Source organism: Sphingobacterium sp., from assembly GCF_032065005.1.
Classification (GTDB): Bacteria; Bacteroidota; Bacteroidia; order Sphingobacteriales; family Sphingobacteriaceae; genus Sphingobacterium.
Genome location: NZ_DAMBMM010000005.1, coordinates 263,344 through 288,217 on the forward strand (window position 1 = coordinate 263,344; position 24,874 = coordinate 288,217).

The window sequence follows — 24,874 nt, forward strand, 5'->3', positions numbered from 1 at the left end:
TAAACAAGTAAACTAATTAAAGTACAAAAAGTTAAGGTTAATTAGTCATGCTAACTTCAAGAGAAGATTCATTTCACAATTCAGTTAACAATAAAAGATATACACTCTTACAAGAAGATTGTAAAAGTGACTTTTTGTGCTTTGATGTCTTTTTTAAGGAAGGACCCTTTGCTATACTTGTTTTAGACAAAAACTTTCATGTTATACGCGTTAATGGGCGATTTGATTACATATTTGGGCTAAAAGGAAAGGAGTTAATATCTAGAGATATTTTTGAGTTTTTGAACTCAGAAGATGCATATAGATTAAAGGGGATTTTTGAAAATAGAGATGAGTCCAGAAAACCATTGTTGGTCAATCTGAGGTTCAAGAAAAACAGAAGTTCCTTCCTAAAAATTGAAACCTTTATTAAAAAATATATCAATCAGTTCCAGGATCCGCATTATTGCATGCTCCTTTTTGATAAAAAATTTTATCCCCACCATCATTGGGTGGAACTGAAAAAAGAAGTGTTTCAGGCCATTGTTGATACCCAAGAACAGGAAAGATTTAGGATAGGAACCCAATTACATGATAGTGTCGCCCAAACCCTATATGCCATAAAATTAAACCTTCAGCACCTGGAGAAGGATAATGTCGGTAATAAGAATGAAATGCAGAACATTAAACTGATGTTGAACGATGCTATTGCGCAAATACGGAATATCTCAATCGACTTGGTACCTGCCGTCCTCCATGATTTTGGACTCAAGGCTGCAATCCAGTTTATGGTTAACCGAATTGATATGTCGGATTTCAAAATTACCACTGTCATTACCAAGAAAGTTGAGGAGGTAGAGCAAGAAGTTAAGTTAGTGATCTATAGAATCGTCCAAGAACTATTGAATAATTGCCTGAAACATTCTAATGCAAATAAAGTCGCTGTAAAAGTAGGAATGAATGAAAACAAAATTCAAATTATGGTAAAGGACAATGGTGTGGGCTTTTCTGAGGAATTAGCAAATAGCATGAAAAAAGGAATTGGATTGAGAAGTATTAAAAATAGAATTGATTTATATCAAGGTGAAATAGAAATTTTGGAATTAAAAAAAGGAACCGCAGTGGACATAACTTTAAACGTATTTTAAAAATGGGCGATATTAAGATACTTTTAGCTGAAGATCATTTAGTGGTTAGAAATGGTATTAAGCTGCTTTTGAATTCCCAAACAAATTTTAATGTAGTGGCAGATGTCAGTAACGGCATGGACGCCCTGCAAACATTAAGTTCAGATGTGGAGGTCGATGTTGTCATTACGGATCTCGGGATGAACAATCTTGACGGTTTACAGCTTATCCAAGAAGTTACCGCAAAACACCCCCATATTAAGGTCATAGTATTGACTATGCTGGACTGTGAACAGCATATGTTCAAGGCTTTTGAATATGGTGCAAAGGGCTATTTGGTTAAAAATGTGGGTTCGGACGAACTTATTTTTTGTATCAATCACGTGGCTCAGGGCGGGAAGTACCTATGCGAAGAGCTAGCCATGGGATTTATCAATTCAGGTATTGAGAAAAACAGGAGCAAAGACCTCGAATTTGATCCGGTAGCACTAGATTTGACATCCAGGGAATTGGAAGTGTTGGAACTCTTAGGTGAAGGCCTAACAAACCTAGAAATCTCAAAAAAATTGTTCTTGTCTAAACGTACCGTTGAAGGACATAGGCAAAACTTAATTGATAAAACAAAATCTAAGAATACACCCGCACTGATTAAGTATGCCGTTTTGAACGGCTTGATTCAATAATTTCTAAACTTTATCAAGGTTCGATTTGTTCTTCCATTGAAGATATGTCGAACCTTGATCAATATAATAAAAAACGTGATTTCTCCCAGACAGCAGAACCTCAGGCTAAAAAGGAAAAAATCAAATCTACTGGCCAGCATTTTGTCGTACAGAGACACCATGCCAGTAGGCTACATTATGATTTCAGACTAGAAATCGATGGCGCGCTAAAGAGTTGGGCCGTGCCAAAAGGACCATCCCTAAATCCGAAGGACAAACGATTAGCTGTGCAGGTCGAAGACCATCCATTAAGCTATGGCTCTTTTGAAGGCCATATACCTAAAGGAAATTATGGTGCCGGTACAGTTAGTATCTTTGATGAAGGAACTTTTATCCCCTTGGAAGCGAAGTCCGACAAGGATTTCCTAAAGCAATGGAAAAATGGAAACATCAAGTTTACCTTGAAAGGGAAAATCCTGAAAGGTGATTTTGCTCTTGTCAGAATGAATGGAGCTGATTCCGACAATTGGCTTTTGATCAAACATAAGGATGAATACTCTTCGGATAATCCCTTTGACGCGGAAAAGTTGGTCAGTGATTCCATTAAGGCCGAAGGGAAAGACTTTAAGAAAAAATCAACAAAAGCTAATTCTGAAACCGTAAAAAAAAAGTCCCAAAACATCGAGGATAAACAGCTGAAACCCATGCTCGCTAAATTAAGCCAATCCATTCCTGATTCCCAAGATTGGCTCTTTGAGAAGAAATTTGACGGTTTTCGTTCGCTCTATTATGCTTTGGACAGTACTAAAAAATTAATCTCAAGAAATGGAAATCTCCTGAACAAGAAATTCCCCAGTATTCTCAAGGATCTCGAAAACCTAAGCAGAGCATGCGTCCTTGATGGTGAGATCGTGATTGAAAATAAACAGGGAATATCCCAATTTCAATACCTTCAGTCTGGAGAACCTATACAAAATAACTTTCAACTCTATTATTATGTATTTGATATCCTGTATCTGGATGATGTAGACCTGAAATCCTATGCTTTAACAGAAAGGAAAGAAATACTAAGGCTTTTGTTTTCCAAACATAAATTCCAACATATTAAACTGGTTGAGGAAATAATTCCAAAGCATCAAGACCTCTTAGCCTATGCTAGGGAGCAAAAATGGGAAGGAATTATTGCTAAGCTTAAGGATAGCCCCTATGATATGGGCCTGAGGAGTGGGAAATGGCTTAAGGTAAAAATCCGAAATACCCAAGAAGCCATTATCTGTGGATTCACTAAACCTGAAGGTTCTCGGTCTTATTTTGGCGCATTAGTTTTAGGGATTAAATCTGGAGGACAATTCAAATATATTGGCAATTGTGGTACGGGGTTTAATGAGGAACTGTTAAAATCGCTTTCTGCTTTATTTAAACCCTTACAGACACAGACCAAACCCTTTCCAAAGTCTGAAAAAATAGCCAAAGAGAAAGATGTCACCTGGTTAAGGCCTCAATTGGTTTGCGATGTTTATTTTTCGGAATGGACCATGGACGAACATCTGCGACATCCGGTGTTCAAAGGTATCCGAGAAGATAAGTCCGCAGAAGAAACTACCAAGGAAGAACCTGCAAACGAAGAGTCAAGAAAGGAAAATAAGATCATGGATAAAGAACTAAAATTTGGTAAAAAAACGCTCAAATTGACCAATCTAGATAAACTCTATTGGCCGACAGAAAAAATCAGCAAAGGTGATCTGTTAGATTACTATGAAAAGATGGGTGACTTTATATTACCATACCTAAAGGATAAACCTATTTCCATGAATAGGTTCCCTAATGGAATCGATAAACAGAGCTTCTTTCAAAAAGATGTTGACCCTGATAAAATTCCAGCTTGGCTCAAGACAACCGAAGTGTTTTCTGAAAGTACATCCAAGACCATTGACTATCTTGTATGCAATGATCTACCTAGCTTACTCTATATCGTAAACCTCGGTTCTATCGAAATAAATCCATGGCTTTCTACCTATAAAAAACCTGAAAAGCCGCAATATGCTGTTCTAGATTTAGATCCTAATGGCGCAGATTGGGAAGATATCATCGATGTCGCCTTAAGCAGCAAGGAAATTTTGGACAAAGGCAATATTCCCGCCTTTATAAAGACCTCAGGTTCCAGTGGCTTACATATCTTTATGAATGTTGCAGGTAAATATGACTATCAAGTCGTCAGGGATTTTGTCCAATTTATTGCTGAATTAGTCCATCAAATGCATCCTGAAACGACCAGCTTGGTTCGGGATCCTAAAAAAAGAAAAGGCTTAATCTATCTGGATTATCTGCAGAATAAAGAAGGACAGACCATAGTAGCTCCTTATTCCGTCCGTCCCAAGCCTAATGCTACTGTTAGTACGCCCGTCCTTTGGGAAGAAGTGAATTATGACCTTTCCATTCAGGATTTCCATATTTTTAATGTCTATGGTCGGGCCAGCAGCATTGAGGACCCTTGGAAAGACCTCAATAGTAGTAAAGTCGATATTAAAAAAGCCCTGTCTAAATTTTAAGCCAGACTGGCCTTTAATTTTTCCAATAGGTCGGTAGCTTTGGTATTTTCCACATTGATCTTTCGGATGGTAGCGCGCTTTCCTTTGCTTTTTTGATTGATGATTTTCATTAATTCCTTGGAATATTCATTTTTGAAAGCGGAGATATCAAACTCCTTACTATTCATTTTGATGAGCTGAAGTGCCATATCCATCTCCTGTTTAGAGATTTTACTGGAAGGTGTTTTTAATTCTTCCGTATCCCTAATTTCTTCCTCAAAACGCAGTTTGTTGAGTAGGAGGATGTTTTTGTATGGTTTAATGATTGCTAAATTTTCTACACTTCGCATAACAAAGGTCCCTAAACCTGCCATCTTGCTTTTTTCCAAAGCCTGTAATAATAATTGATAAGCTTTTTCACCTGATTTTTGAGGTTCCAGGTAGTAGGGGGTGTCAAAATAAATGCTGTCGATTTCTTGGAGCTTGACGAAGGTTTGCAAATTGATCATCTTGTTTTTCTCGGGCATAGCTTCCTCAAAGTCGGCATCTTCCAAGATCACATATTTATCTTTCAATAAATACCCCTTTACGATATTGTCCCAACTTACTTCCTTATCCGTATCCTCATTCACCCTTTTGTATTTGATATTTGCGTGATCTTTGCGGTCTAACATATCTAAATCAAGACTGCTGCTTTGCGTGGCTGAAAAAATCTTGATAGGGATATTTACTAATCCAAACCCAATGGCTCCTGTCCAAATAGCTTTCATACGATGTTTTTATTTTAATAAACAATTATTAACAAATATAGTTCAGTGCTTCTGACTGAACGATTTTAAGCTTCGATTGTTCTCGATGAATAAAAAGAACTATTGATTGTTTTATGATGATGATAAATGAAGAAAAATTAAATAGGATTGGAGAGTACTTCCGATCAAACAAATTAAAATTATCCTTGGCAGAAAGTATGCCTGCCGGCTTTTTTACCAGTATATGGAGTTTGCAGACCGAAGCTGGGGATTATCTTGAAGGATCAGTGGTCTGTTTCAGTGAAAAAGTAAAAATCCATGTCTTAAAAGTCCCCAAAAACCTTCTTGAAACCTATTCTGCAGAATCCATGGAAGTTACTGAAGCCATGCTAAAGGGCATCATGGAAACCATACCTGCCGATATACACATTGCCATTACGGGCAAAGCATATGATGTCAAACAGACACACAAAAATCAGTGTGAGACTGGTGACGTCTTTCTATCTATCTCCAATAAGGGTAAAATAATATCCAAAAAATATCATTTTTCAGAAGGCAATGCAGCCGATGTATTTATTTGTGCATTCAATGCCTGTTTAGATTTATTGGAATTAGAGTTTGACCTAACGGCTAAATAGTAACCCTTCCACCGGTTGCTGGGATGGTAGCTCCTGAAATATAGGATGCCGCATCTGAAGCAAGGAACACATATATGGGAGCAATCTCTGCGGGTTGTCCAGGTCTTCCCATAGGCGTATTGCTTCCAAATTTTTCATGGTCGGGAATCGTACTGGGAATCAAAGGTGTCCAAATAGGACCTGGAGCAACTGCATTTACCCGAATGCCTGTGTTTTCTTCAAGGAATTTCTGCGCCAAACTAGAAGTGAAATTTTGTATGGCTGCCTTACTGGCCGCATAAGGCAACAAGGTTGGGTTAGGGTCATAAGCATTCACCGAGGTCGTATTGATAATACTTCCGCCAGCAGGAATGTACTTTTTTGCATATTTTACCAAATAAAACATCGCACTTAAATTTACTTCAAATGTTTTGTTCCATTCTTCCGCAGTGATATCTTCAATATCCTTATAGGTCATCTGATAGGCCGCATTGTTAATAAGGACATCTATTTTTTTGAATTCCGTGATACATTGCTCAACGAGTTTTTTACAGTTGAGTTCTTCACTTAGATCCGCCTTAAATAAAATGACCTTCGACCCAGCTTGCTTAACCCATTCGGCAGTATCATAGGCATCTTCGTTCTCTATTTCATCCTTATACGCAATCACTATATCAGCGCCTTCTCTGGCCATGGCGATGGCGATTGCCTTGCCAATACCCGAGTCACCACCAGTAATGATCACAACTTTCCCTTCCATTAATCCATGCCCAACATAGCTGTTCTCGCCATGGTCGGGTATAGGATCCATTAATTTCGTTTCCCCAGGAGGGGACTGAGGCTGTTTCTTAAATGGAGGGGCAGGATATTTTGTCTCTGGATTATTCGTTTCTTGTCCTTTCTTCTTCATAGCTTCTTCTGATTTTTTGTTGTTATGTTCCGTGAATAGAACAATTCTAGCTGATAATCGTTCTGCTAAAAAACAATTCATCATGATGCAAGAAAATAGCTTATACAAGATTTTATTTGATGGAGCAAGTTCCGAATTATTGGTCGAGATTGTATTAAGGACATTGATCATGTTCCTGCTGATTTTGATCATCCTCCGTATTTCAGGAAGAAGAGGGGTGAGGCAATTGACATTATTTGAAGTGGCTATTATCTTGGGCTTAGGCTCTGCAGCAGGTGACCCTATGTTCCAGGATGACCTCCCGATATTACACGCTATCCTGGTCTTCCTAACTGTAATTTTGCTTTACAAAGGGATTACCTGGTTGACAGCAAAGTTCAGTTTCGTGAACAAAATCATGGAAGGTGATCCCTTTGTCGTGGTAAGGGACGGCGAATTTGCCGTTAATGAAGAAAATATAAGCAGCTTCTCAAAAATGGAGTTCTTCGCAGAGCTGAGGAATGAATCCATCGAACATCTAGGTCAAGTCCGAACAGCCGTTTTAGAAACAGATGGCAGCATGAGTGTTATCCGCTTTAGTAAAGAAAATATTAAGTTTGGTCTTCCCCTTTTTCCAGACGATTATATTGAGATTGAACCGCTCAAGCCCGAAGAAGGACCATTTGCCTGTATGTACTGTGGCAAGGTGATGGCTGTAGTAGGACAAAATTTAACCTGCCCAGTATGCCAAAAAAAACGCTGGACAAAAGCGATCAATACCGTGACCCCTTAATCAATTATCGGGAAATAGAGTTTGACCTCGGTTCCTTGATTGATTTCACTGCTTACTTCTATTTTTCCCTGCAGCTTTTCCATCATGCGCTTTACGATGAACAAACCTATTCCGTTACCCTGGAAATTACCTGCATTCGAGGCTCTATGCATATTGGAAAATATTTCGCCCATATCAACTGTTGGTATTCCAATTCCATTATCCCTGATATAATAATAAATCCCATTTTCATCCCTTTCGCTATCAATACTCAGCATAGGTTGATCTTTTTGAGAGGAATATTTGATGGCATTATTTATAAGGTTAGAAAAAACCTGATTTAAGGAGTTTGGCTCAGCATTAATGGGATGTAATTCTCCTAAGTCTATTTTCAGGTCGGTTACCTGGTGAATAAATTTGGCCTCATGGATCCAATGGTTAACCTTCTCCGAAATATGGACTACCTTTTTGCCGATTTTATATGTTCTTGCCTCGCTTAAAAGAGAGGTTTTGTCGATGATCTGTGTCAAGCTGCTAAGGGCATCTTCAATCACATATAACCAGTTCTTGAAATCATTGTTTTGAACCAAATGCTTCTTACGGATGTTTTCAATAGCAATCCTTGCAATGGAAATTGGATTCTTGGCATCATGCACTAAGGTGTTGGTAATCAATTCCAATTCATTGTTATAATTTAAATGCTGAACATGGGATTCAATGGTTTTAAGTGCAACATTTTTCTCTGTTACATCGATAGAGGTATGTAAAATAGCATAGGTCCTATTGTTCTCATCCGTTAAGGCCTTATATTCAAAATCAAAAAAACGCTTGATTGGAATTCCATCCTTCATGATTTCAGCCTCTTTGTCTGTTGCGGTATAACTCTTTCCGCTATGCCATACATTTTCCAATATTGCTGAAAATCCACTTTCTTTGAAGGAAGGAAAAACTTCACTGAATAGTCTACCGCTAATATCCCGCTTGGCGCACCACATTTCTAACATAGCCTCATTGACAAAAGCAATACGTAAATCAGGACTATCGTATATAGCAGTCGCTAATGGAGAATAATTAAGGATTCCGTTTAAAAATTTGTAATCTTCAGGTAGCATAGAATTATTACGAATACGATTGCAAAACAATAAATTTATTGAATTTTAGGTTACTCGCAAGGCATCATAGAAGGCGGGATTCTGTCTAAAATTCCGGTTAACCGTAAAACGATGGATAGATTTTAAACCTATTTTTAAAATATTTCCTCAAGGAAAAACCCTCTAGCGGAGAGCAGGAGGGTTTTAGGAAAATGAAGGTTTTATAAATAAACGATTACTGTAGTAATAACATATAAATCTGCGTGTCATGAAATCTATTAAAAATCAGTGCTTTATAAACGTATGTTTTTTTGAAATTAATTTTTGTTTCGCCGTTTTGTTCGGATGCCATATACGGCATATCCCAATACTAAAACACAGATAAGGATCAAAAAAATAGTTAGTAAACTCGAATCCATTGTTTTTTCCTTTCAATTAAAATACAACTTTAATTATTTCTGAACGTCAAAACCCCTAAAAAACCGTATTTTACTCTGTAAAAACCGTATTTATTTTCTATTTATTTGTAGAAAAACAATACAGGCAAAAGAATTGAGTTTTCTTCTGCCTGTCAATATGGAAATGGGTGTTTGAGTACTTATTAATTAAAAATCTCTTAACTCTTTGATATGTTGATGCGCTTCTAATTGGGTGGCAAGTTGTTGCTGTAGTATTCCTGTCAATTCTTGATAGTCATCTAGACTATCACTTAAAATCTCCTTATAGGTTTCTTTGAATTCATCCTCGCCTTTCTCGCAACTCTCCAAGATCGCCTGAGAAATGGAAGGTGAAATGGCAGATTTGATATCCATCCAAATCCTGAAAATTTTACCAGTAAAATTGCTGTCTTCTGTCGGCTCTTGCCCAAACTGCTCTAAGCAGGTGCTTAACTCAATGATAAATTGACGTGATTGCTCAATGTACTGCTGAAATAAAACCTGTAACTCCCGTAGATTCGCATCGCCAGCAATTTCTATTGCTTTCTTATAACCCTTAATACGGTCATTGTTTATTTCAACTGCTCGATTTACTAAATTTATTTTCTTTTCGTTATTTTCCATGGCTATATATTTTAAATATTGAACCCTTTAACGGATTGTATAGTTTTAACTTTTTCATATTCAGGTATTTATACTCAAATTGAAGTGTAAATACTGCTTATGAATTGGAAGCAATAATTTTTAATAGTTTATCTTTGATGCGTTTAGTCTTAGACGCCTTTGAACTACTTTTATTTTTCCTAATCCAATTACCTAAATTTCCTTCCTCATATTGATAGATCAATTCGGGCAGGATATAATGCTTCAGCGCAATGGCTTGACTGTTCCCCAATTCTTTGGCTACCATTTTGACGCTTTCTTGAGCCTGTTTATACCGTAGTTTTGGGTCTACTGAATATTCGCTGTTTAAAAACAGTTCTAGGCATAAATAACAGGCATTCCAAGTCCTAATTGTTTTGCAGGTTATGTGCTGCTGATAAACATGATATAGATATGCATTTAAATGTCCAGAATCTAATTGCTGGATTTTCTGGTTACTATCTTCAAATTGAAATAACTGCTGTCCTGGAATGGCTTTCACTTTTTTCAATAGGCTGGCTAAGTTTTTAGCGGTTATTTTCTTTTCTTGAGGAACCCCCTTTTTACCGATGTATTTAAAATCGATCCTATTTTTATCGATGGATAGATGTCGATTTTTTAATGTAGTCAATCCAAAGGATCCGTTCTCTTTCTCATAAAATTGATTGCCAACTCGCATGGAGGTCAGGTCCATAATCTGTAAGGCCAAAGCTGAAACTTTTTGAAGGTCAATCTCCTTTCGTTTTAAATCTTTCCTGATCTGTTTTTTTAATTTATCCAGGCCTCGAGCGAAGGGCAGGAGCATGGCAAATTTATCTTCCTTTCGCAGAGCTTTCCATTTGGGATGATAGATATATTGTTTTCTGCCTTTTATATCGTAACCTGTGGCCTGTAAATGACCTGTTTTATAAGGACAGATCCAAACTTTCGTCCAATTTGGAGGTATGACCAAGGATGAGATCCTAGTAAGAGTTTTATCGTCGGAAATAGGTTTTTGTTTTTGGTCAACAAAGGAAAACCCTTTACCCTTTTTAATCCTTGAAAAGCCGGTAATATTACTGTCAACATACTTAAGGCCTTTTATCGTATTGATTGAACTATGGGTAAAGGATTTTTCCATTTTTTAATTAATGATTCCGGAGGACATTAATCATTTCTCCCTTTTTTCATTAGATTGTTTTCCAGAATTTTCTGTTGTTTCTGCTTGTGAATTACTATCTGTCTTAGTACTTTCTTTTGACGGATCGGCTTTAATGTTAGTACTTCTGGAATCCAATGAGTTTTTGTTATGGGGATGTTTATCTACTGCTGTATTTCCTTGTTTTTTCATGTTTCCTCCATGTTCAGTGTTAATTAAATAACACCTGAGAAATCAATATGTTCATGTTTTTAATACTTGTTTTCCAAGGAAAATACTTGCTAGAATTGAGTGTAATTTATTGTGTCTAAATATGATAGCCAAAAAGATAGATTGCTTTCTGCTCCTTGGTTTTTATTGACTCCATATTCTTCCAATCCATCGAAACAGGCCATGTTTTGAAAATCAAATAATGCATCTCCAGTCATATTGATGCCTAAAAACCATGAAAATGCCTGAAGGATCCTTTCTCGACAATTAATGCCAGAGTCATGATGATTCAGTTCATCATATAGCATGATCGTACTCGAGACCTCAATAGGCTGCTGACCATAATCGCTAAGAGAACCATCTTTTTTCAGCCAGTCCATGTTGCCGATACTTGCAAAATATCCCTTTTGAAAGACGACTTGATCCAAATAGCTGCTGCTATGCAATGCAACTTTCTCTAGTTCCTTGTTGTCAAAAAAACGCGATGCCCTTAATAAACTCAATGGAAGGACGGCATTGTCGTAAGAAATCACTTCCTCATACCAATTCCAATTCTCATCCTGAGCAGCATCATATTCATTCATTAAAAATTGACATGAACTTTGGAGCTGTTTTTGGATTTTCTCATCCTCAGGAAATTTTTCAAGGTAATGTATGAGGCCTAGGATCTGGTATGCAACGGCCCTGACTGATTTGCAGTCTTCCATATGGGGATAGGCACGATCAAATATTTCCTTGGAAATAGCATGGAAGTTGGCTATTTCCTCTCTGGAGAGTAGATAGCCTAGGGCCCAAATGGTTCTCCCAAAACTGTCGTCAGATCCTATCCGCTCCAAGAAAGCATGGTCAAAGGACATAAAGTTCCTAAAGGTACCATCTGATTTTTGGGCATATTGGATAAAGGATAAATAAATACTGATATACTTATTTCTGTATTGGGGATCTAAATGATTAAATGCTTTACAAAATAATAACAAAGCCCTGCAATTATCATCCAAACAATAGCCGTGATGATAATCTGGGATATTGAATTTTGCATGCTGAATAATTCCAGTAGGTTTTGTCAAAATTTCAATGTAGGAAAAATCCAATCTTGGTACCCTCTCGAAAAAATCCTTTATAGTTTTCGTCATACTTGTTCTTTCCACATGATTTTTCTCCATCATGAAGAAATTAAGTTCTTTGATTTTCCAGGATCTAGGAACTTCATTGTTTTATCTTGGTTTATTATACTCTGTATTTTTGCTTTCGGATTAAGGATGGAAGAAATTAAGCTCAAATGTAGTTTTCCCACATTTATCCAAGACATGGATTTACCAAAACTTTCAGCTCGCTTTTGGTAACTTGCCATCAACGATGGCTTTTCAATCAATTCATTGATGCAATTTGCCAATCCAGAAACATCATTGAAATCAAATAGCATCCCTCTATCTTCAGCCAAAAGATCCTTGGCATACCAATATGGCGTTGAAATCACGGCCGCTCCTGCACCAAGTGCAAAGGATAGGGTACCACTGCTCATTTGGCTTTCATTTGGATATGGCGTTACATAGATATCACAGGCTTTCAGATATTGTTGTAATGTTTCATCATTTACAAAGTGATTCACAAAAAACACCTTACCTGAAAGGTTGAGATTACCAGCCTGTTGCATCAAACTGTTTTTATAAGTATCTCCTTCCTCCTTTAAGACATTTGGATGGGTGGCACCGAGGATGATGTAAACAAAATTGTCCGAACGGATTTTTGAGGTGGCTTCAATGGCGATTTCATACCCCTTGCTTCTTCCCAGTAGGCCGAACGATAGCATGACCTTTTTATCTTCCAGACCTAAAATTGATTTTGCTTCTTCCTTGCTTAGCTTAAAGTTCGGGACACCATGCGGAATTAATGTAAGTCTATCGGGGTTGACATGATAAACTTTTTCCATCATTTCAATTCCCCGCTGGGTCATGACCGTAATCTTATCACTAAGGATGCTTAATTTTTGGATGACTCTAAACTCTTGCGGATTGGGCTTTTGAAGGATCGTATGCAGATTGCTGATTATTGGAAAGTTGATCCGTAGAACGAAATCCAAAATGTATTCTCCCGCTTCACCTCCGAAAATTCCAAATTCATGCTGTAAGATGCAACAATCGTAGCGTTGGTTGTTTGCCCAATCTGCTGATTCTAAATAATCTATTTTCTCATTTCTTCTAATGGTCTTTTTTACCTCCGGAGGAAATGTATGTTCAGAACCGTCGGTAATAGCAATGACATCAACTTCATTGGAATTATCCATCATGGAGTTGAATAAATCATGCGTAAAAGTTGCAATTCCACATTTCCTAGGCGGGTAAGTGCCAATAATCAAAATTTTCATAGATATCCTTTTGCAAATTGTTTATAATAAAATCATTACTATATGTTGAACATTCCAGAACAGGAAATTGTTCAGGCCAAGCCTTCAGAAAAATTAAATATGACAAAGATTAAACAAGACCAGTTTTTAATCGTTATAAATAAGTTGTTGACTTTTAATCAAATCTATAATGGGAATAACAATAAACCGAAAGAATATACTATTTAAACCAAAGTTGGATAGGGTATTGGCGCGCCGATTTAACCTTTCCCCCGAAAGGTCAAAAAGGATTATTGAAAGGGTAATGAAATTAAGCGATGAAAAAAAGAATGCATTGATTACCCAGATTTTAAGAAACTATGCACGTAGGCACCGCAGTGTTCTGAATGTGTTGGAGCGAAACTTTAAACTCAAAGCCCAGGAACTCAAAGACCTCCAGATTGATGCCAAGAAACTAACGGAAGTTGAAAAATTACTGATCGGGTCATATTTTACCATGGAATATTCCATTGAAGCTGCTGCCTATTTCAACCCCTCCATCGTTTTTTCACCGGATCAATCCCAAACCCATGAAGGAGAGAAAAGAGTGATATTGAGCTTTAGGGCAGTTGGCGAAGGGCATTTATCTTCCATCGTTTTCCGCTCGGGTATCATCGACAAAAATCTAAACATCGAATTGGATGAGGTTGGTATTTTATTGGATAAACCTAAGCATGTCAAGAATTACCGATATAAAAAAGATGATTTTATTGAGAAACTGATGCAAATGCATACCGTTCAGGATGATATTCAAGAAATCATTGAAAAGAAATTGACGGATACATTTACCTATGATGAATTGATGCGATTTGTCAAGGAAATCGAAGAAGATAATGAGATGACCCATGACAATCAGATTCTGATGCATCAGATTATGTGGTTGGCTTCATCACATTATGAGATATCATATTCCTTGGATACATCGATTTCTGAACGGGTAATCTTTCCGATAAGTGATACCGAAAAAAATGGGATTGAAGATGCGCGGTTTGTAGCTTTCAAAAGCGAGAAAGGCAATACAACCTATTATGCGACCTATACCGCCTATGATGGCCATACCATCCTCCCCAAACTGCTTTCAACCAAAGACTTCATCAACTTCAAGGTTCAACCCATCAACGGGAAAATTGCCAATAAAGGCGCTGCACTTTTTCCTCGTAAAATCAATGGGAAATATGTCATGCTCTGCCGGATAGATGGCGAGAACAGTTATGTATCCTTCTCAGATTCCATTACCAATTGGCATGGTGAAATCCATTTGGTCGCAGAACCTGAATTTCCTTGGGAGTTTATCCAAGTGGGAAATTGTGGTTCACCTCTCGAAACGGAAAAAGGTTGGCTGGTCATTACCCACTCTGTAGGTCCCATGCGGGAATATGTGATCGGTGCAATGCTTCTCGACCTACATGACCCTAGCAAAGTCCTGGGAAAATTAACAGAACCGCTGTTATTTGCCAATGAAGAGGAAAGAAATGGATATGTGCCGAATGTGCTCTATTCCTGTGGTCAGATCATTCATAATAATCAATTGATTTTGCCTTATGCATATTCTGATCATGAGTCTACCTATGCAACGATATGCTTAGATGAATTGCTGAACACCTTATTGGAGGAGGGGAATCCCTAGATTTACTTTTGGAGGATGCCTTCGATCAGGGATTTCCATTGCGGATAGGAGGCACCTAATTTGGCTCCTAAGGCAACAAATAAATTCCTTAATCGGTCCAACAGCGAGTCGAGATCTAAGTTCATGATTTCATTTCTGCCGAAATAGAATGCTTCCACGGTCTTACCGTCCCGTTTAACCTGAAAACTCGAGGTTGCCATGTTTTTGAAGAAATGCTTGGTTTCGTGGTCGTCTTCATGATGCGGCATAGCACTCGGCCTTAAGGTTAGAGTAATCAGGTCGTGGGAGCTGTCTGATGATTCATTGATCTGTTCTATCTGTACATAATCATAACCAGAGGCAGTCCATAATCCAGGTCCTGGAATGTCAATCTTCACAAAATCCCCTTCTTGGGGCCTTCCCTCCGAATGCTTTCCAAAGGCATCCAAATGCTCAAAGGTCGAAACTGGAACCTTTGCGACTTGATCCCAATTGTTGATCTCCAATAGCCTGTTCTTCGCCTCTAAGTAAAAATTCTTTGCCTGGATTTCATTCTCAAATTCTATGGAATCGGAGATATCCATGTCTTTGCCTTCATGCTGGGCCGGAATAAAATGTTTCATCGCCTTGATTTTTCTTTATTAACAAGTTATATGGATAATAGTTGGCTCTTTAGGCTACCTTAATTCTGAACGATGTGAAAAATCTGTACGGTTCTCCTTCAAGAGGTCTTGTCATCCTTAACCGAAGGTTAAGGAACTGTAAACTATTGTAGTTAAGGTTTGTATGGCTCCGAGAACCTTTGTGCCTCAGGTTGACACCGGAAAAGGAAAGATTTTTTGCGATTAACAGCTCCGTAGGGACAATGTAATTATGTTGTTTTTTGTGCCATGTTGAGGAACGAAACATCTCGGAAAAATGCAAGCATTCAAATAAATTATATCAAATACTGAACCCCCAGCAGGGGTGGAATCTTTGTAGATTAATGATGGCTAATAACGGCTAACCCACAGCGTGGGTGAAATATTTTTCTAAAAATCCCCGTATCAATCAAATCAATAAAAATAGTTCCCTCATCTTACGATTTCGGGATGACAACGATCCTAAAAAAACACCAAAAAATAGATTCTTCGTTTCACTCTGAATCCCTCTAAAGCGCATTTTGATTCTGAACGATCAGTGAAGAATCTGTACGTTTTTCCTCTCTACGACCCTGTCATGCTGCACCGAAGGTGCAGGAACTGTTTGCCAGTGCCATTATGTTTTGTATAATTCCGAGAACCTTCGTGCCTCCAGCGGACACGGGAAAAGGAAAGCTTTTTTTCAATTAACTGCACTTCTCATCAACTTCCTGTAAAATTTGTGAAAACTGAAAATTCTCGAAATCGAGAACATGATTCGAAATTGCTTTTGCTCTTGTTCGAGGCATATTCGGAAAATTCGAAATATGTCTCGAATGAAACTAAAGTGAGGTCCATATCCAACTGCTTAAGTTAAAATTACTTATTGCAAAAATTTAACGAAGATTTTGGATAGGTTATCCTGGAAGGTTTTAGGCTGTCAACTAAAATACAATAAAATGAACAGGGGCCCGAAAGAGATTTTCGGTGCCCTGCTCTTATTTGCTGAAAAATGAAACAGTACTAATGGCTATGCCCAACTGTACCTACCATTTTGGCATTGATAAAGAAAGCATTCTTTATTACGATCCTGCTGTTGGCAGGTATTTCAATAATTGGGGTAATACCGGTATAGCCCATACTGGAAACGCCTCTAACAACTTCTATTTTTTCAAAATTAATAGGTTTGGAGGTTTCAGGATGATCATGATTTTCTCCCTCCTTATGTACATGTGGTTCCTCGGGGTGTTCATGTTCGCCTGCATGGTCATGTTCCTCGCCTGCAGCATGTACATGGTTTTCATGTTCTGCTTCCGGTTTTTTATCGGTTTCGATAAAAATGAAGGTTTTTCCCTCTGATTCTACTATAGCCTCGTCAGGCACTGCCGCTGTGGTGACATCTTCCACACTTATGGAACCCGAGGTATTCATGCCGTCAATCAGACCAGATTTGTCTCCAATGACCATACTATGGATGGCGATGGTCTTGCTTTCATTTTCAAATGAAGCCCCAATTTGCGATATCCTTGCGGTATAGTTCTTACTCGGGTTGTTGGTCGTGGTAAAACTGATTTCCTGTCCAACCTTTAACTTAGGCAAGTCCCTTTCAAAGACCTGAAGGTCTAGATGGATCATGCTATTGTCCACTACTTCAACTATAGGAGAAGAGACATCTACATAGCTGCCCAGTTTAGCAAAAATATTGGATACCACTCCATTGATCGGGCTAGTGATGGTTAATGCCGATCTCAGATTAGAGGTTGAGATGGCATTGGGGTTAATACCCAATAGTTGGAGCTGTTTGGCAGAAGAGGCTTTTTTCGTCCTTAAGATATTCAGGTTACTCACTGCATTTTGAAGGTTTCTTTTTACTCCTGCATTACCGGCATTTAGCTCTTGCTGACGTTGAAGCTCCTGTTCCGCCGCTTGGATTTCATTGTTGGCATTGAGATAATCTTCTTGTAGTTGGATGAATTGCGGATTGATAATGGTTGCTATCGTTTGACCCTTCCTGACATGGTCTCCTAATTGAACATTCAGGGATTGAATTACACCTCCGTATAACGGTGTCACATTGGAACGGTTGTTATTGGGTACATTTAAAACCCCGTTGGCATTGATCCTGGCCGTCAGGTTTTTCTGTTCGATCTGTCCAAATTGAATGCCCACCTCCTTGATCTGATCCTCTGTTAGGGAAGTGATGGTCGTTTTTTCGCTGGCAGCATGTTCATGCCCATGACCTTCTTCGGTCTCCGCAGCTTTTTCTGATTTAGTGGAACTGCTATTACAGGAAGCTAAGAGGCATGCAAAGCCTAAGCAGAGTAATAGTTGTTTTGTTTTATTGATGGATTGCATAAGCCTATTGATTGATAATTGAATAAATTGAAATGACAGATTCATTGACACTTTGAATGCTTTTTAAATAATTCAAGTAGATATCTGTCGTGGTCTGAAGGGCAAAAAGATATTCTACATAGGAAATATCTCCTGCTGAATAACCTAATTTTGCGGCATTGATGATCTCCCTTGCATTTGGCAGGGCATTGTCCTTGAAGTAATTGAACTGAGCTAGGTTCTGTTCATATTGATTCATCATGTTGCTATATTCGTTCTGGAGTTTTTGCTTTTCCCATTCTGCGGCCATTTCTGCGGCCTGTTTTTCAAAGTCTAAGGACCTAATCTTGGCCTTTGTGGTTCCGTAGGTTAAAGGGATGGCAATGCCCAGATCAAAAGAATTGAACCTTTGGCCACGGCCATAATATTTTTCAACCCCATTTCTATCATGCATTCCCATTAAAGAGGCATTGGTATATCCGATATTAAAGTCAGGCAATGCTGAGGACTTCTCCACCTGTTTACTTGATTCCGCTATCCGTGCCTGTTGATAGAGAGCCTGGATCTGTGGATGATCAGCAATTTTTGAGGTATCCATGATTTCCGAAAGACGGATGGGCTCAAATAGTTCAGCTGTTTCAATCTCAAAATCCTCCGTAACCTGCATCAGATTCTTAAGGCTGTTATAGGCGTTTTTCATCAAGGTTTCATTTTGTTTATATAACAAATTGATTTCCCCTTGTTTAGCCTGAGCGGTATTGATATCCACCTTTTTGGTGTCACCAGCATTATAGCGGACTTCTGCAATCCGAATAAAATCCCTATAGATACTATCCAATGATTTAAGTTCTCTTTCATTGTTCTCTAGGTAAGCTATCTGTAAAAAGTAGGTACGGACCTGTTGTTTTAGTTGGTTAATCCCTACAGATTTTTCTACCTGTTTGGCTTTCATCTGCTCGGTTATCAAAGCTTTCCTATTTTTAAATAACGTAGGGAAGGGGATGGTCTGGGAGATGGAAATGGCATCGTTCTGTTCAAAGCCATCGTTTTGGCCATATTGAAAATTCAGGTCTGTTTTAGGGAGTTCTCCACTTGTTCTGAGGAGGCTCTCTGCTGCTCGGATTTCAAGGTCGTTAGCCTTTAATCCTTTATTGTTGTCGACAGCAATCTGAATAGCTTGATCCATATTGATCTTTTGCTGGGCATGAGCAGTCGATAGACCTAAAAAGCCTAGGATAAATATGCTAATCGTCGTTTTCATATCCGTAGGTTTTACCTTGATTTTAGAATTGAAAATAATATATAACAAAGGAAGGACAAAGAGTGTCAGGATCGTTGCAGTCACCAAACCACCGATAACCACTGTGGCAAGTGGTTTCTGAACTTCTGCACCGGCACTGGTACTTATGGCCATTGGCAAAAATCCCAAAGAGGCCACAGTAGCCGTCATCAATACTGGTCGTAACCTGATCTCAGTCCCTACCTTTACACGTTGTATAATATCGGTCATCCCTTCTTTTTCAAGCTGATTGAACTTTCCTATCAATACAATACCATTCAGTACGGCGACACCGAAAAGGGCGATAAAACCAACTCCAGCACTGATACTAAATGGCATATCCCGGATTAGCAGGGCAAACACCCCACCGATGGCACTCATAGGAATGGCAGTAAATATTAATGTGGCCTGCTTGAAGGAATGGAAGGTGAAGTATAGCAACAGGAAGATCAAGAAAAGGGAAATAGGTACTGCGATCATTAGTCTGGAACTGGCCTGTTGAAGGTTTTCAAATTGGCCCCCATAAGTAAAATAATAACCAGAAGGCAGCTTCACCTGAGTGCCTAACTTGTCTTGAATTTCTTCAACGACAGATTGAACATCCCTTCCGGCAACATTGAAACCTATAACAATCCTCCTTTTGCCTTCTTCACGACTGATCTGGGCAGGTCCGACGGTAAAATCAATCTTTGCGACTTGGGAAAGTGGAATCTGTTGATGGTTTTGTGTAGGGATCAAGAGTTGGCTCACATCCTCAATATTGTTCCTGTGTTCGTCGTGTAGACGTACCACCAAGTCAAATCTCCGTTCATTTTCGTAAACCATTCCACTGCTTTTTCCCGCGAATGCGGTACTGACCACATCATTGACATCTTCAACGGTCAGGCCATAGTTGGCCATTCTCACACGGTCATATTGTATATTGATTTGAGGAAGTCCGGTCACTTGTTCCACCTGAGGTGCCGTAGTTCCTGGAACGGTTTGGATTATTGCATTTACCGTGTTAGCATAGTTAAGCAAGGTATCTAGGTTCTCACCAAAGATTTTTACGGCTACATCCTGACGGATACCCGTCATCAATTCATTGAATCGCATTTGGATGGGTTGGTTCTTTTCAAAGAAAACCCCTGGAATGACCTGTAGCTTTTCCATAATGGCATCGCCGAGTTCTTCGTAGGACCTACCTGATTGCCATTCATCTTGAGGATTTAATATCACCATGATATCGGTGGCCTCTGGAGGCATAGGGTCAGTGGGCACTTCGGCAGCACCGGTCTTGCCAACTACCATTTTTACCTCCTCAAACTCCTTGATAATCCTGGATGCCTGCATGGAGGTTTCTATACTTTGACTCAATGAGGTGCCGGGAGGGAGGATACAGTGAAAGGCATAATCGCCTTCTTGCAGCTGTGGGATAAATTCTCCACCCATTCTGTTGAAAACAAAGATGGTGAACAGGAATATAGCAACAGCAATGGAAACAATGATATATTTTACGCGTATCGCTTTGTCCAATAAAGGCGCATAAAGCTGATGTAATTTTTCAATGAATTTATCGCTGAAGGTTTTTTTGTCATGACCTTTCCGAGGAAGGAAAAGGGCACACATCATGGGGATGTAGGTAAGTGAAAGGATTAAGGCGCCGAATATGGCAAAGCCAACCGTTTTCGCCATCGGTGAAAACATTTTCCCTTCTACGCCCACTAATGTTAAGATGGGAATATATACAATAAGGATAATGATCTCTCCAAAAGCGGCTTGGGTCCTGATCTTGGAGGCCGAATCGAAAACCTCTTGGTCCATTTCCTTTTGGCTAAGCTTGTGAGTGGATTTCCTCAATCCTAAATGGTGTAAAGTTGCCTCCACCACAATGACTGCTCCGTCTACGATCAATCCGAAGTCAATAGCTCCTAGACTCATTAAGTTTGCACTGACACCAAACACATTCATCATACCCAAGGCGAATAACAAGGAAAGAGGAATGGCCGAGGCGACTATTAATCCCGCCCGGAGATTACCTAAAAACAGGACCAAGACAAATATAACAATCAAGGCACCTTCAATCAGATTTTGCTCTACGGTTCCAATGGCTCTGCCGATAAGGTCAGTTCGATCGAGATATGGTTCTATTACTATATCTTCTGGCAATGAATTCTGGATAGTAGGTAGCTTTTCCTTGATGCGGTTGACCACGTCATTACTATTTTCGCCTTTCAGCATCATTACGACGCCGCCCACTGCATCTACCTCTCCATTATAGGTCAATGCTCCGTATCGAACCGCAGATCCTAATCTTACATCCGCTACATCCTTTATGAAAATAGGGACTATGCCATCTGACTTTACGGCGATATTGCCCACATCTTCCAAAGAGCTTACTAGTCCAATCCCTCTGATGAAATAGGCATTAGGTTTTTTATCAATATAAGCGCCACCAGTATTTTGGTTGTTCTTCTCTAGGGCAGTAAATATATCAGGGATGCTGACCCCCATGGCGCGCAATTGATCGGGATGAACGGCTACTTCATACTGTTTCAATTGGCCGCCAAAGCTGTTTACTTCGGCAACCCCTGGAGTACCGTAAAGCTGACGGGCTACGATCCAATCCTGCATCTCCCGCAAATCCATGGAGCTGTACTTATTCTCACTTCCCTTTTTCGGGTGGATGATATACTGGTAGACTTCACCTAATCCGGTAGAGACTGGAGCCATTTCGGGATTACCTATGTTTTTGGGGATATCCTCGGTGGCTTCAATAAGCCTTTGATTAATCAGTTGCCGTGCAAAATAGATGTCAACATCCTCTTTAAAGACAACGGTAATGACAGATAGGCCAAACCTTGAAATGGACCTGATTTCTTCAATATCTGGAATATTGGCGATACTTTGCTCAATAGGGAATGTAACAAGGCGTTCAACCTCCTGACCTGCGAGGGTTGGGGTACTGGTGAATATCTGAACCTGATTGTTAGTGATGTCAGGAACGGCATCAATGGGTAATTTGGTAGCTGACCATATTCCCCAAACTATCAAGACCAAGGTCATTATCCCTATAATGATCTTATTCTTGATACTAAATTTTATGATTTGATCTAGCACATGAATGGCATTAAATTCAACACTTTATGGTTTTTAGATGTAAGCTTAAATAGCCCCATCTATTAGGTTTTTTCCAGAACCATGAATTCTGAAATAATAAAAGATTGAATATTAGACCCGAGGGGGTTGCCAAATGTTTTCCTGGTCATTGCTGACGAGTGGATATTCTTTTTCCGGTAAATCTGTGTTGGAGTAGGATTCAATTGGTATGTCCAGCTTGAACATATGAAAATTCGCAACCGTTAGGGAAATTCCACAGCATGAACAGGTGCAAAATGGTGTACAACTGTCTTTGGAGCAGTCATGTTGTTCCTGATGTGTTGATTTTTCGGTTGAGCTATGAAGATGGGCATGAGATTCCGTCATACGATCACTGCATGGAATCAAGGTCAGGACCAAGACATAAACCATTAATATGATGGAAGCAAATCTCATTATTACAAATATATAGAATCTAATGATTGGGAAATTAGTGATAATCAATAAATAAGGCTTAATGTAACAAGAAAGTTGCGATGCTTGAGTATCGAAACCCAAGCAATCTCGTTTTTTAATTAATCATCTGCCTTTTATGGCTATCTATTAATAAAAACATCAGCATGGGAAACATTCCCCAGAAAATCTTAATTGGGACACATCATTTGGATCATATTGGGGGATCCGAAGCGTATACCTACGATCTGATCAAAGCCCTAAAAAATATAGAAGGGATAGAAGTGGAGTATTTCACTTTCGATAAAGGAGCGGTCTCTCAAAAAATTGAAGAGGAACTTCAGGTTTCCTTTATGTCCAAGAAAAAGTATGACTTGGTGATTGCTAACCATAATACCACCGTGAAAGAGCTTTATGGTCAATCTCCTATTCTTCAAGTCTGTCATGGTATCATTCCTGATCTGGAACAGCCATCACCATTGGCAGATTATCATGTTGGAATATCAGAAGAGGTATCAGATCATTTAATTGATTTAGGGTATCCAAATTCGGTCATCCTTAATGGCATCGATGTGCATAAGAAAAAATCTACGGTGGCTCCCAATGATGAATTGGAAAGTGTACTTTCCTTATGTCAAAGTGAGAAAGCCAATAAACTATTGCAAAAGGTTTGTGATGATAAAGGTTTGGAATTCAAGTCTTTTAATAAGCATGTTAACCCTACTCTCAATATAGAAAAACAGATCAATAAGGCAGACTTGGTGGTGGGTGTGGGAAGGTCCATCTATGATGCCATGGCTTGTGGAAGGCCCTGTTTAATCTATGATAATCGGGGATATAATGGTAATAAAGCCGATGGATACCTTCGTCCTAGAAATTTCTGGAAATATGTAAAGAATAATTGCTCCGGCCGCTATTTAAATAGAAAATATACCGAAAAGGACCTGATTAGGGAACTGGAGAAATATAATCCGCAGCATGGTCAAGAATTGCGAAACATTGCTGTTGAGAACCTTAATTCCCAGAGTATGGCTGTGGAGTTACTGAATATGCAGCAGAATTTTACTTGGAAAAATAAGTTCAAGAAATGGAAAAGGTTTTCAGACCATGCGAAATTAGTGAAGCATGCCCTGCTTTACAAGAGATTATATAATGCAACCGGTATCGAGTATTTTAACAAGTCCTTGATGTAGGCTAGGGTTATTTCAATCTTTATTTTTTCATTAAAAGTATGCTCTAATAACCTGGATAATTCATAATTTACAGAGCCTAAATTAATTGAAATTATGCAGAAATTCGTCGATCGTTCAGAGCAAGCAGCAGATAAGATTTTTGATAGCCGAACCGTACAAAAAGATTATCACAGCATCGTAGGAATAATAAAACCGGGAATGTCGGTTTTGGATGTTGGCTGTGGTACAGGAGCGATCAGTAAAGGCATCGCAGAACTGGTAGGACCGACGGGAAAAGTAATCGGTATAGACAATACCCGTGATTTTATTGAGTCTGGAAAGCGGAATTATGCAGAACAGAACAACCTAGAATTAGTACATGCCGATATTTTTGATTATTCAAATTCAGAAAAATTTGATTTGGTAGTTTCTGCCAGGACATTACAATGGTTATCCAAACCAAATGAAGCCATTCGCAAAATGATAACATTCCTGAAACCTGATGGGATACTTTCTGTTTTGGACTATATCCATGAAGATATTGAGTGGAACCCTAAAATCCCAGAAAGCATGGCCAGCTATTACAGTGCATGGTTGAAGTGGAGATCAGATAATGGCATGAACAACCGCATGGCGGAATGTTTGCCCATAATTTTCAATGAGAACGGATTAAGGAACATTGAGGTGCGGGAGTCCAATGAGACCTATCTGCAAGGTCAGGATGATTTTGTAGATAAATTGGGGATCTGGATCAAGGTAGCCAGTTCAAAGCAGCTGGTTGAAGAACAGTATGTTACGGAAGAATTAAGACAGAAGGCAATTTTGGACTATCAAAATTGGATCAAAACTGATGCCCAGGCGATGCAAATGATGCTGAAAGAGGTGCGAGGGCAAAAGATAGAGTAAGTCTATACATATATTTCAAGTCTAAAGATTCCTTTAGACTTTTTTAGTCTCAAAATTTATACAATTCCGGTATCATTTTTTTTAGTAGATTTATTAGATAAATAACTTATTCAACGTGTTTTATTTATAAACCTAACCATACATAGGTATTGATATTTTATTATAAAATATAACGACCGAGTTAAAAAAAGCTTAGTATCTA

Annotated in this window: 20 protein-coding genes; 8 read left to right on the plus strand and 12 right to left on the minus strand. The window is 38.8% G+C overall.

Annotation, left to right across the window (positions count from 1 at the left end; genetic code table 11):
• The first annotated feature begins 47 nt into the window (after positions 1-47).
• Genes RT138_RS10680 through ligD form a run of 3 tightly spaced genes read left to right on the plus strand, consistent with a single transcriptional unit; the run spans position 48 to position 4,317 of the window.
• Positions 48-1,127 (plus strand): ATP-binding protein, encoded by a 1,080-nt coding sequence (locus tag RT138_RS10680; protein ID WP_313190660.1) that lies wholly within the window; start codon positions 48-50, stop codon positions 1,125-1,127.
• Between the two features lie 2 nt (positions 1,128-1,129).
• Positions 1,130-1,789, plus strand: a complete 660-nt coding sequence (locus tag RT138_RS10685) for a response regulator transcription factor (protein WP_313190661.1) — start codon at positions 1,130-1,132, stop codon at positions 1,787-1,789.
• Positions 1,790-1,833: 44 nt separating this feature from the next.
• Positions 1,834-4,317 (plus strand): DNA ligase D, encoded by a 2,484-nt coding sequence (gene ligD / locus RT138_RS10690; RefSeq protein WP_313190662.1) that lies wholly within the window; start codon positions 1,834-1,836, stop codon positions 4,315-4,317.
• On the opposite strand, the gene RT138_RS10695 is transcribed toward ligD, so the two are convergent.
• Positions 4,314-5,066, minus strand: coding sequence for a Ku protein (locus tag RT138_RS10695; RefSeq protein WP_313190663.1), 753 nt, complete (start codon positions 5,064-5,066; stop codon positions 4,314-4,316). The genes ligD and RT138_RS10695 overlap by 4 nt on opposite strands.
• 113 nt (positions 5,067-5,179) lie before the next feature.
• On the opposite strand from RT138_RS10695, the gene RT138_RS10700 reads away from it, so the two are divergent.
• Positions 5,180-5,683: a nicotinamide-nucleotide amidohydrolase family protein gene (locus tag RT138_RS10700; RefSeq protein WP_313190664.1), complete on the plus strand. Its 504-nt coding sequence runs from the start codon at positions 5,180-5,182 to the stop codon at positions 5,681-5,683.
• On the opposite strand, the gene RT138_RS10705 is transcribed toward RT138_RS10700, so the two are convergent.
• On the minus strand, positions 5,676-6,572 hold the full coding sequence (locus RT138_RS10705; protein ID WP_313190665.1) for an SDR family oxidoreductase: 897 nt from the start codon (positions 6,570-6,572) through the stop codon (positions 5,676-5,678). The two genes, RT138_RS10700 and RT138_RS10705, sit on opposite strands and share 8 nt — an antisense overlap.
• 82 nt (positions 6,573-6,654) lie before the next feature.
• Between RT138_RS10705 and RT138_RS10710 the strand changes: the two genes are divergently transcribed.
• Positions 6,655-7,344: a YetF domain-containing protein gene (locus RT138_RS10710; protein ID WP_313190666.1), complete on the plus strand. Its 690-nt coding sequence runs from the start codon at positions 6,655-6,657 to the stop codon at positions 7,342-7,344.
• On the opposite strand, the gene RT138_RS10715 is transcribed toward RT138_RS10710, so the two are convergent.
• The 6 genes from RT138_RS10715 to RT138_RS10740 form a co-directional block, all read right to left on the minus strand.
• Positions 7,341-8,435, minus strand: a complete 1,095-nt coding sequence (locus RT138_RS10715; protein ID WP_313190667.1) for an ATP-binding protein — start codon at positions 8,433-8,435, stop codon at positions 7,341-7,343. The two genes, RT138_RS10710 and RT138_RS10715, sit on opposite strands and share 4 nt — an antisense overlap.
• Positions 8,436-9,019: 584 nt before the next feature.
• Positions 9,020-9,475, minus strand: a complete 456-nt coding sequence (locus RT138_RS10720) for a PA2169 family four-helix-bundle protein (protein WP_313190668.1) — start codon at positions 9,473-9,475, stop codon at positions 9,020-9,022.
• A 97-nt stretch (positions 9,476-9,572) separates the two neighbouring features.
• A complete protein-coding gene (locus RT138_RS10725; RefSeq protein WP_313190669.1) occupies positions 9,573-10,613 on the minus strand; it encodes a DNA topoisomerase IB in 1,041 nt (346 codons plus the stop codon).
• 30 nt (positions 10,614-10,643) lie between these two features.
• On the minus strand, positions 10,644-10,823 hold the full coding sequence (locus tag RT138_RS10730; protein WP_313190670.1) for a hypothetical protein: 180 nt from the start codon (positions 10,821-10,823) through the stop codon (positions 10,644-10,646).
• Positions 10,824-10,912: 89 nt separating this feature from the next.
• A complete protein-coding gene (locus tag RT138_RS10735) occupies positions 10,913-12,007 on the minus strand; it encodes a hypothetical protein (protein WP_313190671.1) in 1,095 nt (364 codons plus the stop codon).
• Complete coding sequence (locus RT138_RS10740; protein ID WP_313190672.1) at positions 12,004-13,206, minus strand: glycosyltransferase family 4 protein; 1,203 nt, start codon at positions 13,204-13,206, stop codon at positions 12,004-12,006. The genes RT138_RS10735 and RT138_RS10740 overlap by 4 nt, the downstream gene beginning before the upstream one ends.
• A gap of 169 nt (positions 13,207-13,375) precedes the next feature.
• Here RT138_RS10740 and RT138_RS10745 point away from each other — a divergent pair, with 169 nt between their 5' ends.
• Positions 13,376-14,851 (plus strand): glycoside hydrolase family 130 protein, encoded by a 1,476-nt coding sequence (locus tag RT138_RS10745; protein WP_313190673.1) that lies wholly within the window; start codon positions 13,376-13,378, stop codon positions 14,849-14,851.
• 2 nt (positions 14,852-14,853) lie between these two features.
• On the opposite strand, the gene RT138_RS10750 is transcribed toward RT138_RS10745, so the two are convergent.
• The 4 genes from RT138_RS10750 to RT138_RS10765 form a co-directional block, all read right to left on the minus strand.
• Complete coding sequence (locus tag RT138_RS10750) at positions 14,854-15,453, minus strand: hypothetical protein (protein ID WP_313190674.1); 600 nt, start codon at positions 15,451-15,453, stop codon at positions 14,854-14,856.
• A 1,020-nt stretch (positions 15,454-16,473) separates the two neighbouring features.
• On the minus strand, positions 16,474-17,805 hold the full coding sequence (locus tag RT138_RS10755) for an efflux RND transporter periplasmic adaptor subunit (protein WP_313190675.1): 1,332 nt from the start codon (positions 17,803-17,805) through the stop codon (positions 16,474-16,476).
• A gap of 4 nt (positions 17,806-17,809) precedes the next feature.
• Positions 17,810-22,162 (minus strand): CusA/CzcA family heavy metal efflux RND transporter, encoded by a 4,353-nt coding sequence (locus RT138_RS10760; protein ID WP_313190676.1) that lies wholly within the window; start codon positions 22,160-22,162, stop codon positions 17,810-17,812.
• A 111-nt stretch (positions 22,163-22,273) separates the two neighbouring features.
• Positions 22,274-22,597 carry a DUF6660 family protein gene (locus RT138_RS10765; RefSeq protein WP_313190677.1) on the minus strand — a complete coding sequence of 108 codons (324 nt, stop codon included), beginning with the start codon at positions 22,595-22,597 and terminating at the stop codon, positions 22,274-22,276.
• 164 nt (positions 22,598-22,761) lie between these two features.
• Between RT138_RS10765 and RT138_RS10770 the strand changes: the two genes are divergently transcribed.
• Positions 22,762-23,787 carry a hypothetical protein gene (locus RT138_RS10770; protein ID WP_313190678.1) on the plus strand — a complete coding sequence of 342 codons (1,026 nt, stop codon included), beginning with the start codon at positions 22,762-22,764 and terminating at the stop codon, positions 23,785-23,787.
• 93 nt (positions 23,788-23,880) lie between these two features.
• Positions 23,881-24,672, plus strand: a complete 792-nt coding sequence (locus RT138_RS10775) for a class I SAM-dependent methyltransferase (protein WP_313190679.1) — start codon at positions 23,881-23,883, stop codon at positions 24,670-24,672.
• The last annotated feature ends 202 nt before the right edge of the window (positions 24,673-24,874 follow it).